At 42.7% G+C, this 14,940-nt stretch carries 15 protein-coding genes; 7 read left to right on the forward strand and 8 right to left on the reverse strand.

Translation table 11 applies throughout. From position 1 onward, the window contains the following. The first annotated feature begins 98 nt into the window (after positions 1-98). Positions 99-821 (forward strand): helix-turn-helix transcriptional regulator, encoded by a 723-nt coding sequence (locus tag AACT42_RS16205; RefSeq protein WP_017050309.1) that lies wholly within the window; start codon positions 99-101, stop codon positions 819-821. Positions 822-824: 3 nt separating this feature from the next. On the opposite strand, the gene AACT42_RS16210 is transcribed toward AACT42_RS16205, so the two are convergent. Next, positions 825-1,406, reverse strand: a complete 582-nt coding sequence (locus AACT42_RS16210) for an acyl-homoserine-lactone synthase (RefSeq protein ID WP_013868065.1) — start codon at positions 1,404-1,406, stop codon at positions 825-827. A gap of 300 nt (positions 1,407-1,706) precedes the next feature. Between AACT42_RS16210 and AACT42_RS16215 the strand changes: the two genes are divergently transcribed. Together AACT42_RS16215 and AACT42_RS16220 are read left to right on the forward strand one after the other, a co-directional pair. After that, positions 1,707-2,192: an acyl-CoA thioesterase gene (locus AACT42_RS16215; RefSeq protein WP_026027856.1), complete on the forward strand. Its 486-nt coding sequence runs from the start codon at positions 1,707-1,709 to the stop codon at positions 2,190-2,192. Positions 2,193-2,285: 93 nt separating this feature from the next. After that, positions 2,286-2,531, forward strand: a complete 246-nt coding sequence (locus AACT42_RS16220) for a hypothetical protein (RefSeq protein ID WP_017045998.1) — start codon at positions 2,286-2,288, stop codon at positions 2,529-2,531. Between the two features lie 319 nt (positions 2,532-2,850). Here AACT42_RS16220 and malG read toward each other — a convergent pair whose 3' ends face one another. The 3 genes from malG to malE all read right to left on the reverse strand — a co-directional run bounded on the left by malG (position 2,851) and on the right by malE (position 6,586). Then, positions 2,851-3,741 carry a maltose ABC transporter permease MalG gene (gene malG / locus AACT42_RS16225; RefSeq protein WP_094133018.1) on the reverse strand — a complete coding sequence of 297 codons (891 nt, stop codon included), beginning with the start codon at positions 3,739-3,741 and terminating at the stop codon, positions 2,851-2,853. 12 nt (positions 3,742-3,753) lie between these two features. After that, complete coding sequence (gene malF / locus AACT42_RS16230) at positions 3,754-5,328, reverse strand: maltose ABC transporter permease MalF (protein WP_088733512.1); 1,575 nt, start codon at positions 5,326-5,328, stop codon at positions 3,754-3,756. Between the two features lie 76 nt (positions 5,329-5,404). After that, positions 5,405-6,586 carry a maltose/maltodextrin ABC transporter substrate-binding protein MalE gene (malE, locus tag AACT42_RS16235; RefSeq protein ID WP_026027705.1) on the reverse strand — a complete coding sequence of 394 codons (1,182 nt, stop codon included), beginning with the start codon at positions 6,584-6,586 and terminating at the stop codon, positions 5,405-5,407. Between the two features lie 657 nt (positions 6,587-7,243). Between malE and malK the strand changes: the two genes are divergently transcribed. Beyond that, a complete protein-coding gene (gene malK, locus AACT42_RS16240; RefSeq protein WP_017045996.1) occupies positions 7,244-8,362 on the forward strand; it encodes a maltose/maltodextrin ABC transporter ATP-binding protein MalK in 1,119 nt (372 codons plus the stop codon). A gap of 70 nt (positions 8,363-8,432) precedes the next feature. On the opposite strand, the gene AACT42_RS16245 is transcribed toward malK, so the two are convergent. After that, positions 8,433-9,104, reverse strand: coding sequence for a LuxR C-terminal-related transcriptional regulator (locus tag AACT42_RS16245; RefSeq protein WP_013868071.1), 672 nt, complete (start codon positions 9,102-9,104; stop codon positions 8,433-8,435). A gap of 374 nt (positions 9,105-9,478) precedes the next feature. Continuing rightward, on the reverse strand, positions 9,479-9,757 hold the full coding sequence (gene ppiC / locus AACT42_RS16250; RefSeq protein ID WP_026027858.1) for a peptidylprolyl isomerase PpiC: 279 nt from the start codon (positions 9,755-9,757) through the stop codon (positions 9,479-9,481). Between the two features lie 185 nt (positions 9,758-9,942). Here ppiC and AACT42_RS16255 point away from each other — a divergent pair, with 185 nt between their 5' ends. After that, a complete protein-coding gene (locus tag AACT42_RS16255; RefSeq protein ID WP_013868073.1) occupies positions 9,943-10,860 on the forward strand; it encodes a chemotaxis protein in 918 nt (305 codons plus the stop codon). Here the strand turns inward: AACT42_RS16255 and AACT42_RS16260 are convergent. Then, on the reverse strand, positions 10,857-11,234 hold the full coding sequence (locus AACT42_RS16260) for an MmcQ/YjbR family DNA-binding protein (protein ID WP_094133020.1): 378 nt from the start codon (positions 11,232-11,234) through the stop codon (positions 10,857-10,859). The genes AACT42_RS16255 and AACT42_RS16260 overlap by 4 nt on opposite strands. Positions 11,235-11,466: 232 nt before the next feature. On the opposite strand from AACT42_RS16260, the gene AACT42_RS16265 reads away from it, so the two are divergent. Next, complete coding sequence (locus AACT42_RS16265) at positions 11,467-12,483, forward strand: GGDEF domain-containing protein (protein ID WP_017045993.1); 1,017 nt, start codon at positions 11,467-11,469, stop codon at positions 12,481-12,483. Between the two features lie 118 nt (positions 12,484-12,601). On the opposite strand, the gene AACT42_RS16270 is transcribed toward AACT42_RS16265, so the two are convergent. Next, a complete protein-coding gene (locus AACT42_RS16270) occupies positions 12,602-13,180 on the reverse strand; it encodes a malate synthase (protein WP_013868075.1) in 579 nt (192 codons plus the stop codon). Positions 13,181-13,341: 161 nt separating this feature from the next. Between AACT42_RS16270 and AACT42_RS16275 the strand changes: the two genes are divergently transcribed. Further along, positions 13,342-14,859, forward strand: coding sequence for a DUF3612 domain-containing protein (locus tag AACT42_RS16275; RefSeq protein WP_017047432.1), 1,518 nt, complete (start codon positions 13,342-13,344; stop codon positions 14,857-14,859). Positions 14,860-14,940: the final 81 nt, after the last annotated feature.

Raw genomic sequence — 14,940 nt, forward strand, 5'->3', positions numbered from 1 at the left:
GCCAAATAGATAAACTATTTCATTATTTGCTCGTACTGTTACGGTTTTTTTTGATATAAATGCCAATATAGTACGACGCAATTTAGAACTTTCGGCTTATGTACAAAATTCTGAGACTGATCCAAGAGAACCAACAAATCACTAGCCACGATGATTTGGAAAATGTACTCAATGGGCTCAATAACTTAATTGGTCATGAATTTTTCCTCTTTGGCCTCTCTTTTCAACCCACGTTAAAAACCAGTGAAACGCTTGTCACGGACAATTACCCCAATAGCTGGCGACAGCAATATGATGAATCCGGCTTCATGCATATCGATCCGATTGTCAAATACAGCATTACCAATTTTTTGCCCATTCGCTGGGATGACGCTAAGCGGGTCAATGATGATGGACGAGTCATTTTCGAAGAGGCGCGTTGCAATGGACTCAAAGCGGGATTTAGCATTCCAATCCATGGGCTTAGGGGGGAATTTGGCATGATAAGTTTTGCAACCTCAGATACCAAGTCTTACGATTTGAATCAACAAAGTATCCATACTTCACAGCTCATTGTACCGTTACTGGCTCATAATATTGGCAACATCACCCGTTACCATAAAGACGCAAAACCGAGAGCGGTGCTCACCGCACGTGAAGTACAATGCTTAGCTTGGGCGGCCGAAGGCAAAAGCGCATGGGAAATTGCCACGATTATTAATACGTCAGAACGTACCGTGAAGTTCCATTTCAGTAATGCTTGTAAAAAGCTTGGCGCGACGAATCGCTACCAAGCGATCACTAAAGCTATTTTAGGTGGCTATATCAATCCCTATTTATAAGGCTTATGCATTGACACTTGCACGATATGCTTCATTCATTGGAATATGCAAAGCGACAGAACGTGTACTTCCCAAAAGATGCACTTTTTTATCACCGAGTCTTTCGCATGGGATCCCCATCCGCTTAATCAATTTTTCCACACTGGCCGATGTGACCGTTACATAGGCATTGATGTGATATTGCTGGGCGTGATGATACAGCGACTGAAACATCTGCAGCGTAACATTACTCACGCCGCCCAATTGCGCCGAATGATCTTTATCGACCGCAAAACGACTCAGCTCATAAATCTCCTTTGCTTTGGGTGCTTGCTGCACACCGAGTAATTCCGAAAAAGTATCTTTAAGCATATAACGCGACGTCGTTGGCAAAATTCGCCAACACCCCACTAAATGACCCTGTTCCTCTTTGGCATACAAATAGTGTGCTTCTGGAACGTCGTACTCATCAGTCTCCATCCCTCGATTTGTTTTTAGCTCCCACTGCAAGCGTTGCGAAAAAACTTTATAGCGTAACTTCAGCAATGACACATAATCAGCTTGAGGGACACTTTGAAAGGTATGTGAATAAATTGAAATAGTCATGTGACTTCTCCTTAGGTTATTGGAGAAATCACGCTAAACAATCTCATCAGAGATAGAACCTGTTCGATCGAACAGTTACGTCGAAATACTGTTTAAACTATTATTAACGCAACTGAATAACTAACGCTCAGTTGGCTTAATAAGGTACAACATAAAGTAAATAACTCGTACCGCTCGGCTTTAAAAATCCTCTTAGGCAACTAAGAGGATTTTTTATATCTGCTGCATTCAAAATAATATTGCAGTTTGGTTAACGCTTTGTTATTTATGATTCCGTTAATAAAAAACAAGGATTCCCCAATGAGTAGTGGCCAACGTGCAATAACTTTGCGTTTTTTAGCAGAGCCCGGTGATGTGAATTTTGGTGGTAAAGTCCACGGTGGCGCTGTCATGAAATGGATAGATCTAGCGGCCTATGCGTGCTCTGCAGGCTGGAGTGGTAAATATTGCATCACCGCTTATGCTGGAGGGATCCGCTTTGTCGCTCCTATCCACGTAGGGAACCTCGTTGAAGTCAGCGCAAAAGTTATTTATACGGGAACGAGCTCAATGCATATTGCCATTGATGTGCAAGCGAGCGATCCAAAAGAGTTGAAAAACCAGCTGACTACCCATTGTATTGTCATCATGGTGGCTGTCGATGGGCAAGGCAAGCCCACCCCTATACCCGAATGGGTGCCGCAAACAGCAGAAGATATTGCCCTACGCCAATCAGCGATACGCTTAATGAACATGCGTAAAGAGATAGGGGAAGAGATGGAAGCTCACGTTAAGTACTTAAAATAACCACCCACGATGCGCTCAGTTGTCATTTTTTCTTCATCTTTATCTGCTTAAATCGAGCCCTCTGAAATTTTGCATCGATGATAGGAAAAGGCTTTGACTCCCAGAGAGATTACCTTGAGCGAATCAACATTAGTCGACCCAAAGTCAATTGAGTATCACTGGGTCCGAACGCTTTACGTTGAAGGCTACCAGCCCCAAGAAATTAACCACTATATCCGTGCCTGCTTTGGCGGAGATGATACCTTCGCCGATCTGTTTCGCCGCGTTGCGTTGCAACAAGAGAGTTTGTATGTCCTTTTGCAATACTTAGGCTGCGCCCCTTCTAGCCGTGAGTTCTAATTTTTTAGCCTTCCTTTACGACGTTACACAAAGATTTCAGATGTGGGTCGCATCCAAACACCATTTCACTTTTGAGACATTCAATTCATCATATACTGCATGCGCGTTACCAATAGCACCCTTTAATACAGATATAAAAAAACCCAAGCAATGCTCGGGTCTTGGTTACAAAAACTGTTAGTTTGTTGGATAGTAAGGAATAAAGCTAACAGCCAGCTATGCGTAACGCCAGATTTGCATATTACTTAACTGATCGGCGGCCAAACCAAATACGTTAAGCTAATACAATATGGGCGACCTCACGGTCGCCCTATCGTTATTATCCTTTCACACCACCGGCCGTAAGTCCTCCGACTAACCAGCGCTGTGCAAGCAAAAATACGATAGTGATAGGTAAAGCAGACAACACTGCTGCTGCTGCAAAATCTCCCCACAAATAGTTCTGAGGATAAAGATATTGCTGCATACCCACCGCTAATGTATATGAGTTTACATCAGAAAGTAGCAAAGATGCCACTGGTACTTCACCAACCACCCCAATAAACGAGAGAATAAACACAACCGCAAGAATCGGCACAGAGAGTGGTAGCAGCACCAGTCTAAAGGCTTGCCATGGTGTAGCTCCATCTAAAGCAGCCGCTTCTTCTAATGAGTTATCTATCGTTTCAAAATAGCCTTTGATCGTCCATACGTGCAGTGCGATACCACCTAGGTAGGAGAAAATTAAACCACCATGCGTATTTAAGCCAAGAAATGGGATGTATTGACCTAATTTGTCAAACAGTGCATACATCGCAACCAGTGCCAGTACCGCTGGGAACATTTGAAAAATCATCATCGCTTTTAGGATGGTGTCTTTACCTTTAAAACGCATGCGCGCAAAGGCATAAGCAGATGTTGTCGATAGGGCCACAATGAGCACTGAAGTAATGCCTGCTACTTTCACTGAATTCCATAACCAAGTCAGAACCGGAAATGGCGGCGGTGTAACAGATCCATCAGCATTAGTGACGGCAAAACCTAATGCCAATTTCCAGTGTTCTAGAGAGGGATTATCTGGGATCAAACTGCCCGTGGCAAAGTTCCCTTCACGAAATGAAATCGCAATGACCATCAATAGTGGAAAAATGATCAGCGATAAAAATGCCCACAGAGCAACATGAGTCGCCCATAAGCGATATTTGAGAGATTGACCTTGTACCATCGCCATAACGATTACTCCTTAATTCTGTGACAGCTTCGTAAAACGTAAGTTGAGTAGTGCTAACCCACCAACCAGTAAGAAGATCAAGGTTGCGATGGCACTAGCCAAACCGAAGTCTTGACCACCAGCTCCTTCAAACGCAATACGATAGGTATAGCTTACGAGTAAATCGGTGTAACCGGCTGGCTCTGAAGTACCAATCATATTCGGGCCACCTTGTGTCAGAAGTTGAATCATCACAAAGTTGTTAAAGTTAAATGCAAAGCTCGCAATAAGTAACGGAGTCATTGGTTTGATCATGAGCGGCAATGTGATACGGGTAAAGTTGTGTAAAAAACCTGCACCATCAATCGCCGATGCTTCATATAAATCCTCTGGAATCGCTTTCAAAAGACCCATACACAAAATCATCATGTAAGGAAAACCAAGCCAAGTATTGACGATCAGCACCATACTTTTAGCGAGAAAGGGATCTGAGAACCAGCTAGGACTAATGCCAAAAATACTGTTGAGCACCATATTGATCTCACCAAAGCTTTGGTTGAACAAGCCTTTGAAGATCAAAATAGAAATAAAGGCAGGAACAGCATAAGGCAGGATTAATAGCACTCGGTAAACGGCGCGGCCTTTAAGCTCTTCCCATTGCACGACACTGGCTAGCACCAAACCAATCATGAGAGTAAAAATCACGGTTAAGGTAGAGAAAACGACCGTCCAGATAAAGATATTGATGAAAGGCTCTTTAATACCGTCATCTTTCCATACACGCTCAAAGTTATGTGTGCCAATTTTCACCACAAAACCAGGCGATACTGTCGCACCGATAAATTGACCACTTTCGTCCACTGGTTGATAAAAGCCAACATCCATATTCGGCCGTAGTATTTCGCCTGTTTGATTATTGACCAGCGTTTCGCCATCATCTTGCATGGTGTAAAGCGGCGATACGGCGGCAAACTTGCGCAAGCCACTCATGCGTACATCTTCACCACTAGGGAAATGCAGATCAATTGAGCTCAACGTAGCACGGTGGTTAATAATGGTTTTAATCGGCTCTTTGGTGCCCTCAATACCCTCAATAGGTTGAAGGTCCATATCGGTCACCGATAAGCCATTTAAGGAAAACACGTCGGTAGCGAGCGTCTGCTCTCCATCTTCGATTGCAATTCGATAACCACTTTCCGTTTTGTATAGAGTGAAAGGATAGCTTTCCCCGCCCTGATAAGTTCGATCCAACAGCACGGTTTGTGCACGTTCTAAAGAGAGTTGGTTTTTAGCACTGTAGTTAGTAAAAGCCAGACCAACGGTGTAGGCCAAAGGAAAGAGGATGAATAAGATCATTCCCGCGATACCCGGATAAATATAGCGGTGTGCGTAAGTATGTTTACTGCCGAAAATATAAAGGGCCAGAGCGGTAAGAATGAGAGTAAGCAGCGCAAAGGCGAGCTCACCGCGAGAATACATAAGAATAGTGGCGTAACCGTTAACGATACCAACCGTACCTAATAATGCCCATTTAATGAGCACATTTTTACTGGAAGGAAGTGCCGTTTCGGGTGCTGACAAAACATCTGTACCTTGAACTGACTGCATAGAAGAACCTGCTAGCGATATAAACGTAAAATGAAGGAGAGGTTACCCTCTCCTTAAGGGCTGGACCAAAACCGAATTATTTAGTCATTTGTTTTTCTGCATCAGCCAGTGCGGCATCGACAGTTTGGCGGCCATCTACAATATTGATAATTGCACTTTTCGCGCTGCCCCAAAATGCATTCATCTGAGGGATGTTCGGCATAATTTCGCCATTCATTGCGTTATCCATTGTCGCGGCGATGCGTGTATCTGCATCAAGCTCACGTTGGAAAGAGTTAAGAGCCACCGCGCCAAGAGGTTTATCATTATTGACCATGCGCAGACCATCATTGGTGAGTAAGTAGTTTTCGATAAACTCAATCGCGAGATCTTTATTTGGAGAAGCGGTGCTGATACCAGCCGTCAATACGCCCACGAACGGCTTGGAAGATTGCCCGTTAAATTTCGGTAATGTCGTCACACCGTAGTTAATGCCTGATTTTTCAATGTTGCCCCAAGCCCACGGACCGTTGATCGTCATTGCCGTTTTACCTTGGTTAAACGCAGCTTCAGAAACAGAGTAGTCCATATCAGGAGAGATCACGCCTTTGTCCACTAAGCCTTTCACGAAGTTCATCGCGTCTTTTACGCCTTTATTCGCGATACCCGCATCTTTCACATCATAGCCATCAATCGTGTATTTGAATGCGTAACCGCCATCAGCCGCCATAAGAGGCCATGTGAAATACGGTTCTTTCAAGTTCCACATGATGGCCGTTTTGCCCTCTTTCTTAAGTTTGGCGTTCAACGCTTCCACTTCTTCCCAGCTTTTCGGTGGGTTTGGCACAAGATCTTTATTATAGATGAGAGACAAGGATTCTACCGCGACTGGGTAGCCGATGATTTTACCGTTGTATTTCACCGCATCCCAGGCAAAATCCACGATTCCCTCTTGAATCGCTTTTGAAGGTTTAATTTCAGCCAGCAAGCCAGCTTCTGCATAACCACCAAAACGGTCATGAGCCCAGAACACAATATCAGGTCCATCACCCGTTGCTGCGGTTTGTGGGAATTTATCTTGAAGTGCGTCAGGGTGAGCCACGGTCACTTTGATACCCGTGTCCGCCTCAAATTTCTTACCCACTTCAGCCAAACCGTTATAGCCTTTATCACCATTAATCCAAATGGTGAGTTGTCCTTCTTCAATAGCAGCATGTGCACCAAACGAACCAAGAGCAACTAGAGTACTTAGCGCGACTGTGCTTAGGGCGTTTTTCATGTTCATATCCTTTTTATTTTTGTGTTGTAGGGCTCACCAACAGGTTTCGCCGTATTTCGTCATATATAATCAGAGAAAACCTAACTTGACTCATCCTCCTACGCCCTACGCCCTCGATATTATGGACTATTTTCGTGATCATCATCGCTCAAGGTTAGAGAGCTCAATCACAAAAAAATACCTTTTTGTGACATGCTTCCACTTAACAGCCATTAATTATTTGAACTGGATCTAACTCAGCCCTTAAACCCCTCCTCCATCGCATCCATCGCTACTCCCCCCTATAAAAAACTCAATTAGGAGGATGTATCAAACACACACATCACACAAAATACAGTCATCCCAGAGTGGATAGTAAGAGCCTTTTCCAGTAACTCATCGTTTACTGGCTTACATCGCTAGATTGGTTTGCTGTCATAAATGAGCGTTCGTGGTAATTGATTTTATAACGGGGGAGACGCTCAATGTGCAGGGGAAGTGAACTAAATCATTGGCATGGATGGGTGATGCTTTCTTCAAACTCCCTTAATTTGAAGACATCACCCTTTTTCTTACATTATTAACCACCTTACCCAATTCCTGCTGTCATTGCCTGCAAGAAAACTCATATAATGATGGGCAGTGATTTATAAAAAATATTGATCGAGGACGAGCTCTATGGCGAGTGTCACGTTAAAAAATGTATGTAAAGCATACGGTGATGTATTAATTTCTAAAAATGTTGACTTAGAAATTCAAGAAGGCGAATTTGTCGTCTTTGTCGGTCCGTCAGGTTGTGGGAAATCCACCCTACTGCGTTGCATAGCAGGCCTAGAAGATATCACCTCGGGTGACTTGTTTATTGGCGATAAGCGAATGAATGATGTTGAACCTTCTAAACGTGGCGTCGGCATGGTATTTCAATCCTATGCGCTCTACCCGCACCTTAATCTTTTCGACAACATGTCTTTTGGCCTAAAGTTGGCCAAAGCCGATAAAAAGGAGATCGAGCAACGTGTTGAGCACGCCGCCGATATTCTCCAGCTCAGCCATTTGCTCGAACGTCAACCTAAGTCTCTTTCAGGTGGCCAACGTCAGCGTGTCGCGATTGGGCGTACTTTAGTCTCACAACCGAATGTCTTTTTGCTTGATGAGCCGCTGTCTAACCTAGATGCAGCGCTGCGCGTACAGATGCGTTCAGAGATAACCAAACTGCAACGCAAATTGGGCTGTACTATGATTTACGTTACCCATGATCAAGTCGAAGCAATGACAATGGCTGACAAAATCGTGGTCTTGGATGCTGGTTTCGTATCACAAGTAGGCAAACCACTTGAGTTGTATCATTACCCAGAAAATCGTTTCGTCGCAGGCTTCATCGGTTCTCCTAAAATGAACTTCATGAGCGTATTCATCGAAGATGTCGAAGCCGAACGCGTGAAAGTTCAACTCTCTAATGGAACCTCATTTTGGATTTTGGTCGATGGCACCACGATCACTCGCGGCGAGCGTATGTCATTAGGTGTGCGTCCAGAGCACTTGCTGAGCGCTGAAGATGGTGACGCGAAAATTGAAGGCAAAGTGATGATGGTTGAGAAACTCGGCAATGAAACACAAGTCTACATGAACTTGAAAGGCTCTGATTCTGATGTAATTTACCGCCAGCCTGATACTTTGGGCGTTGAAACAGGTGATACATTGACAATTGGTATTCCAGGGCATCGCTGCCATCTCTTCCACAGCGATGGACGTGCATGCCGCCGCCTTTACAAAGAAAAAGGCATCGAAGCCGAATAAAAAGAAATTCAGTTAAGAAAATAAGACAGCCCCTTTGATAGGGGCTGTCTTATTTAAAAATAAATAAAATTTAATTAAACTCTTCAATACCAATATTATCTTTTGCCCATAATAATGCCTGAAGTCTATTTTTAGCATTTATCTTTTTAAATACATTATGTAAATGTGTTTTTACTGTATTTTCACTTACAAACAACTCATCTGCAATTTGCATATTAGATGCACCACAGCCAAGTAGCTTAATTATTTGCTGCTCTCTTTTCGTTAATTTAGCATAAGCTTGAGAGGTAATAGATGAATTACCTGCACGATAATGCTGTATATATTCCTGAGCCAATTTTCGATTAAACCACATTTCATCATCAAGCACTTTTTCCATGCCCTTAACTAAAGATTCAAGCTGATCATTGGTATAAAATACACCCACAAGATTCTGCCATTTAAAGAGCATTTTAGGTTCAATATCTAGCGGGCAATTAATAAGCACTTCTTTTGCATCAGGGCAGGATAAGCGTTTAAATGCTGAGTAATCAGCAAAATTATTTTCATCAACGCGAGAATAGTCGATAATAACCAATTGAATTTTATAGGATGATAGACTGTTATCATTCATCCACGTATCGCAAAGCGGAGAGATATCAATACTAATCGGCAACTTTGACTCTAGCGAATCTTTAAGTAAGCGAGACTGCATACAAACATCAGAAAGCAATCGAACGTTAATTTTTTTTTCTTCACTCATTTTAAACTCCTAGATCATACCGCTCACTTGATAAAACTAACGTTAAGCGACTATAAGTCAATATCTCAAAATAACCCGCTCTCATTTTAATAAAAAACCTAATGAATAAATCCATTTAATTCATGAAGTTATTGTGCATTCTTATTTATGAGAACAAATGACTGTTTTATTTATATACCTTACTACTTGAAGTGGTTTGGGTGTAGTAGGCCATTCTATAAAAGGTAATGGAATAAAAAGATAAAGAATCGAGTGTCATTCCTGACGAATGAAAAGCACCACGCACTTCTGGTTTTGAGAAAAAGCGTGGCATTCACTGCTCATTGGTTATTACTTTAAAAATCAACGTTGATGAGAAAATCACCCTATTGAGGCTAGGTCCGATATAGAACTTTTACAACATGCCAACCAAACTTGGTTTTCACCAAATGAGGTGTCAGTACCTCTCCAGTGAAACAGATTTTATCAAATTGAGGGACCATCTGCCCCTGACGAAACTCACCCAGATCGCCCCCTTTTTTACCCGAAGGGCAGGTAGAATATTTTCTGGCTAATGTTTGAAATTTCGCTCCCTTTTTTAACTGAGCGATAATATCTTCAGCTTGTTCTTTATGCTTCACTAAAATGTGAAGAGCCGCTGCCGTTCTTGCCATCATTTTTCTCAATAAATTTGCTACTGCAAATAGTGTAACGGATGCTTTTCAAGAGTCCAACCCCAATGTAAGAGTGCAAAAGATCAATAAACATACGGTTATACTGTTTATTTGCATTTAACGCATTGCCGTCAGTAAGAGATCGTTTAGTATTAAGCATAAGAAACAACGTTGAGTAAGGTGTTATGGCTAAAACCCCCAGTAAGGCAAACCAATCCCAAGGCATGTTGATGTTCACATTGAACACTCAGAAACAGCTTTTTGCTATCGGGACTCTGAAAGTACGAGAGATTGTCCCTTACATGCCAATGACACAAATCCCATATTCTCATCACCATGTGATCGGAACGGTGACTATCCGTAACTTGACGGTACCTGTCATTGATATGGCTGCCGCCATTGGCTTTAGAGCAATTCAACCTAGCGAATATAAACAATGCTACTTAATCGTGACGGACTGCCTGCGAACCGTAGTTGCGTTTATGGTACGTAGCATTGAAAAAATCATCGAGTGTGACTGGCGAACAATCGAGTCTTCACCTGCAGTGGCGGGAAAAGACGTTTTTGTCACTGGCATAACCCGCTATCAAAAACAGATTGTGCAGTTACTTGACGTCGAATTATTACTTTCAAAAATTTATCCACAGTATGAATCAACTAAGATCCCGATGCTGACTGATATTGAACGTGAACGATTAAAAGCACTGCGTATTTTACTGGTGGATGATTCATCTATTGCACGTAAACAATTGTCAGATGCCTTAGACAGTATCAACATCCCTTACCAAATCTGTAAAAATGGGCTTGATGCCATTGAGCTGATGCGTCAAGACGCTCAACATCAACGTGCGATCGATTTGCTGGTCAGTGATATTGAAATGCCGGGCCTTGATGGATATGAACTGGCCTTTGAGGTTCAAAATGATCCAATGCTGAGCCATGCTTATTGTATTCTTCACACCTCGCTTTCCAGTGAGATCTGTTTGGATAGAGCTCACCAAGTCGGAGCCCACGAAGCTTTGGAAAAATTTAACGCGACAGAATTGATAGAAGCGATGCTGCGTGGCGCAAAAAAACTGGAACAACGTAAGGATACCGCTTAATCAAGTTTTGCTTGCATAAACAGAGCCTGAAGCGCTTCTCTATCTGATTTTTTCAGTTTACTCACTACAAGCTGATAAGAGCGTTCACATAATTCCTGTAACATCATCTGGTCCACATCTCCGTTTAACTTAACGGAGATCCAGTGTCTTTTATTCATATGATAACCAGGACGAATAGCGGAAAAGGCACTGGTCAGAACTTCACCATCTTCGGGAGTGCACTTCAATGTCACAAACGGCTCTTCTCTCGACTGAGAAGTATAAGCAAACATTTTACCGCGAATTTTGAAAACCAACGCGTCAGGACCAAACGGATAGCTACTTTCTACCTGAGGTAAAATATCCAAAAACGATTCAATATCATACATCTCCATCTATTACTCCTTGATTCAGTAACCAACTTATTTTAATCATTCAGCGATTCAATATATAAAAAACCCCCTACTATGTCTGTCTATTGTGTTTGATCTACATCAAGAATCGATTGTTCACCGTAAATAAAAATTCAACTTCAAACTTTAGTTGCATTTTTTTAGCGCATAACTTTGGGATATCCGCTAATCTTAGCGGTATGAATATCTGTGACTGTCTATTAATTTTACGATAATGACCAGCGACGACTTTAAGAGATCTACAGCCAATTTAAAAAAAGCAGTACCGTTGATGATGAAAAATCATGTGGCGGCGACACCTGCTAACTATGCACTTTGGTATACCTATGTTGACAATGCCATACCTCAACTCAATCGAGAACTCGATTCTGTATTGGAAAACTTTGGCCTTTGTCCTCCCGCGGCAAGCTCTCAACTCTATAACAGCTATGTCGCATCGCGCTCTGAAACCAGTTTAAGCACGCTACGCAACAATATTGAAGTGTTAGTCAATGAAGTCGCAAGTTCAATGTCAGATACCCTAACCGATACCAGCGAATTTGCCAGAGTGATTGATAAAAGTTTTAGTGAATTAGAACGAGTCGAAAACGATGATTTATCGATCGAAGAGGTGATGAAAGTGGTTCGCCAATTGGTCACTGAATCGCGAGATATTCGCCATTCAACTCAGTTTTTAAATGGTCAACTTAATAGTGCCAGTAAAGAAATTCATCGACTGAAAGAGCAGCTTGCCGAGGTGCAAAAAGAGGCTTTATTCGATGGATTGTCCGGTTTATATAACCGCCGTTCGTTCAATGATGATCTCTTTACCCTAATAAGCGCGCAGCAACCAATAAGCCTGATCTTATTAGATATCGATCACTTCAAATCTTTTAATGACAATTACGGCCACCTATTTGGTGACACCGTCATCAAAGGCATCGCTAAAAAGCTTCAGAGTAGCTGTCGAGATGGCATTACCGCCTACCGATTTGGCGGCGAAGAGTTTGTTTTAATTGTTCCAAATAAAACACTGCGCATTGCCAGACAGTTTGCAGAATCACTGCGCCGTTCGATAGAAAAAATGAGCGTGAAGGATCGCCGCTCAGGAAACCAAGTTGGTAATATTACCGCCTCTTTTGGTGTGACAGAGTTACAACTAGGTGATACGTCCGAGTCTTTGATAGAAAGAACCGATAAACTGCTCTATGAAGCAAAACAATTAGGCCGCAACCGTGTTATGCCACTTTAATCGCTTCAACCTCTTATGGGTAGCTGAAAAGCAATCACAATTTCCATAAACCTCAATTTATGGATAGAAAAGTAAAAGGGGCACAACGCCCCATTTAATCCCAATACGCATCTATAACCTAAGCAAGGTTAAAACTGTAGTTTAAGTAATAGTCTTCACCATCTTTTGCGGTGTACTCCTTATCTTCACTACAAGCTTGAGGCTTACCCTTTTCATCACCTTTGACTAGGCTTACCCAGTGGCGCATTGCGGCGCTGGGCATTTCTTCCACCGATTGGGTAAATGTGGTACACGTTTCTAACTGAATATCATTAATCTCTATCAGTTCAACGCGCCCAGTCCCTTTAGTGCAGCCTAACATCACTTCAACATGGCTACCACTTCCATCACGGAACAAGATCGAACATGGTGACTCCTTTTCACCATTGAAGGCAACAAAATGTTTGGGGTGCTTCAAACCACTATGACGCCCATCCTTGAAATAAGCCAACACATGTCGGTAATCGATCACATAACTGGTCACATCTTGATGAGAGCCCGTCGCCAAAGGGAACAATCTATCGAGTAGTTGCTTCGCTCTACTCTGCTTTTCATTTTGTTGATTAGCACTGATAGTCTCGACGGCGAAGACGGCTTCAGCGATAAAGGGTTTATCTAGTTTTTGGATTTCTGTTTTATCGAATGTCAGCATATTCATCGTCTTTTCCTTATAGGTAACTCAACATTTTGTGTTCTAGAGCAATTATTCCAAACTTGCGTTTAACCTTTGTGCAAATTTGTGACCTTGCTTACTTGGTAGATTAACCAATTTTTTACTACAATTTCACAACAAAAATTTTACAGTGTGAATTTTACAAAATGGCCTTATCAAAAAGCTTAGTTCGTCAGTCACATTTCTTAGGGACAAAAGTCAGAAACTTAAGAAAGCGTAATCACCTAACGATGGAAGACTTATCGGCACGCTGTATTCGTATCAACCCAGAATACGCCCCCTCCGTTTCATACCTTTCGATGATTGAGCGTGGAAAACGGGTGCCTAGTGTTGATATGTTGGAGGTCATTGCCCAAGTTTTCCAAAAAGATCCCGCTTGGTTTTTAGATGATGAACCAGGTCAAACGGATATTACTCCTGACAAGGGTAACAGAGGTGGGATCAGCGGTATGGCTCTTGAACCTAGCTTTTTATTCTCAAATGATATTTTACAAATCGCGATCCCAGAGATGCTTTCCCAAACCGGGATCACTGGCAAACAGTTTGCTCATCTATTGATCCGTGCTCACCAAGAGAGTTTACAAAACCACTTCCCAGATCTTGAGCGAGCGGCAGAAGAAGTGGGTTTAAAACGCTTAAACTTAGCTGTTGAAGATCTTATCGACATCGCCAAAAGCCTTGGTTTGGTTATCCGCTGGGTCACGAGAACCCCGCAAGATGTTGTTGATGAGCTTGGTGTTAGCGCCAAACAACTTATTACCTCTTTTTTTGAACCACCATGCACGATCTACCTCAATGAAATTCTACGTGAGTACCCAACTCGCCTAAAGTACGACCTCGCGGTGTATATTGGCCACAATATTCTGCACAGCAAAGAGGGACTAAAAAGTGTCTTAACGGTTGGCCACACAAACAGTTGGGAAGAAACGCCTGATGCCACCGCCACCTGCGAATTAAATTCCCAAGATATCCTTCAGGCATGGCGAGATTTTGAATCGAGTTTTTTTGCTGGCGCACTACTGTGCCCCAAAGTGCCTTATCGACAACTTCTTGATCGCAGCGGCTACGAAATCGATGTACATTTGAAAGCAGGGGTTTCTCCTTCTGTTGCGATGAGACGCATGACGGTCGTGTCACCCTATCCGCATTGGCACTATTTCGATGCTTATGGTGAAGGCAAATTAAAAGCGGTTTATCGTGGCAATGGGATCCCTCTACCGTGGGGGAATATGCGTAAAGTGAATGACCCTTGCCAGCATTGGGCCGTGTTTAGACGTCTTTCAGAGCCGCAAAGTGGCAGCTCTGCGCAAATTTCGATTTTGAATGTAGGTGATGAGCCGAGAATATATTGCTGTGAATCCGTCAATATGATCGATCCAGCAGGCAATAATCGAGTGCTATGCGCAGGAATAGATTTGAATCCAGCCATCAATGCACAAGGTGGGGATGCTCACTCAATTGCTGAGGAGCTCAAAGCGTTATGCGTCAGCAACGGCGGAAGCTCTCTTATTCCAAGACATATTAAAAAAGATCTCACGACTATTGCTAAAATTCTTAATATCAATTGGATTGAACGCGGAATTGAAAATAATGCGCGCTTAATCTGCTCACGCGGTGCTGTCTGTCCAAGAAAACCAAGCTGCTATGAGAAATGTGCTGGCTAGTTGCAGAGCGTAAAAGTAAAAATCCGCCTTCTTAGAAGGCGGCTTTGGTTTATAGCCCCCTATAAGGGGGCATCCCTGCAC

The sequence above is a fragment of the Vibrio sp. V15_P4S5T153 genome (genome assembly GCF_963874485.1).
GTDB lineage: Bacteria > Pseudomonadota > Gammaproteobacteria > Enterobacterales > Vibrionaceae > Vibrio > Vibrio anguillarum.

What these genes read in the sequence shown, in the direction of transcription:
- AACT42_RS16205 (WP_017050309.1), top strand. Translation starts at nt 99, where the DNA reads ATGTACAAAATTCTGAGACTGATCCAAGAGAACCAACAAATCACTAGC.
- AACT42_RS16210 (WP_013868065.1), bottom strand. Translation starts at nt 1,406, where the DNA reads ATGACTATTTCAATTTATTCACATACCTTTCAAAGTGTCCCTCAAGCT.
- AACT42_RS16215 (WP_026027856.1), top strand. Translation starts at nt 1,707, where the DNA reads ATGAGTAGTGGCCAACGTGCAATAACTTTGCGTTTTTTAGCAGAGCCC.
- malG (WP_094133018.1), bottom strand. Translation starts at nt 3,741, where the DNA reads ATGGCGATGGTACAAGGTCAATCTCTCAAATATCGCTTATGGGCGACT.
- malF (WP_088733512.1), bottom strand. Translation starts at nt 5,328, where the DNA reads ATGCAGTCAGTTCAAGGTACAGATGTTTTGTCAGCACCCGAAACGGCA.
- malE (WP_026027705.1), bottom strand. Translation starts at nt 6,586, where the DNA reads ATGAAAAACGCCCTAAGCACAGTCGCGCTAAGTACTCTAGTTGCTCTT.
- malK (WP_017045996.1), top strand. Translation starts at nt 7,244, where the DNA reads ATGGCGAGTGTCACGTTAAAAAATGTATGTAAAGCATACGGTGATGTA.
- AACT42_RS16245 (WP_013868071.1), bottom strand. Translation starts at nt 9,104, where the DNA reads ATGAGTGAAGAAAAAAAAATTAACGTTCGATTGCTTTCTGATGTTTGT.
- ppiC (WP_026027858.1), bottom strand. Translation starts at nt 9,757, where the DNA reads ATGGCAAGAACGGCAGCGGCTCTTCACATTTTAGTGAAGCATAAAGAA.
- AACT42_RS16255 (WP_013868073.1), top strand. Translation starts at nt 9,943, where the DNA reads ATGGCTAAAACCCCCAGTAAGGCAAACCAATCCCAAGGCATGTTGATG.
- AACT42_RS16260 (WP_094133020.1), bottom strand. Translation starts at nt 11,234, where the DNA reads ATGGAGATGTATGATATTGAATCGTTTTTGGATATTTTACCTCAGGTA.
- AACT42_RS16265 (WP_017045993.1), top strand. Translation starts at nt 11,467, where the DNA reads ATGACCAGCGACGACTTTAAGAGATCTACAGCCAATTTAAAAAAAGCA.
- AACT42_RS16270 (WP_013868075.1), bottom strand. Translation starts at nt 13,180, where the DNA reads ATGAATATGCTGACATTCGATAAAACAGAAATCCAAAAACTAGATAAA.
- AACT42_RS16275 (WP_017047432.1), top strand. Translation starts at nt 13,342, where the DNA reads ATGGCCTTATCAAAAAGCTTAGTTCGTCAGTCACATTTCTTAGGGACA.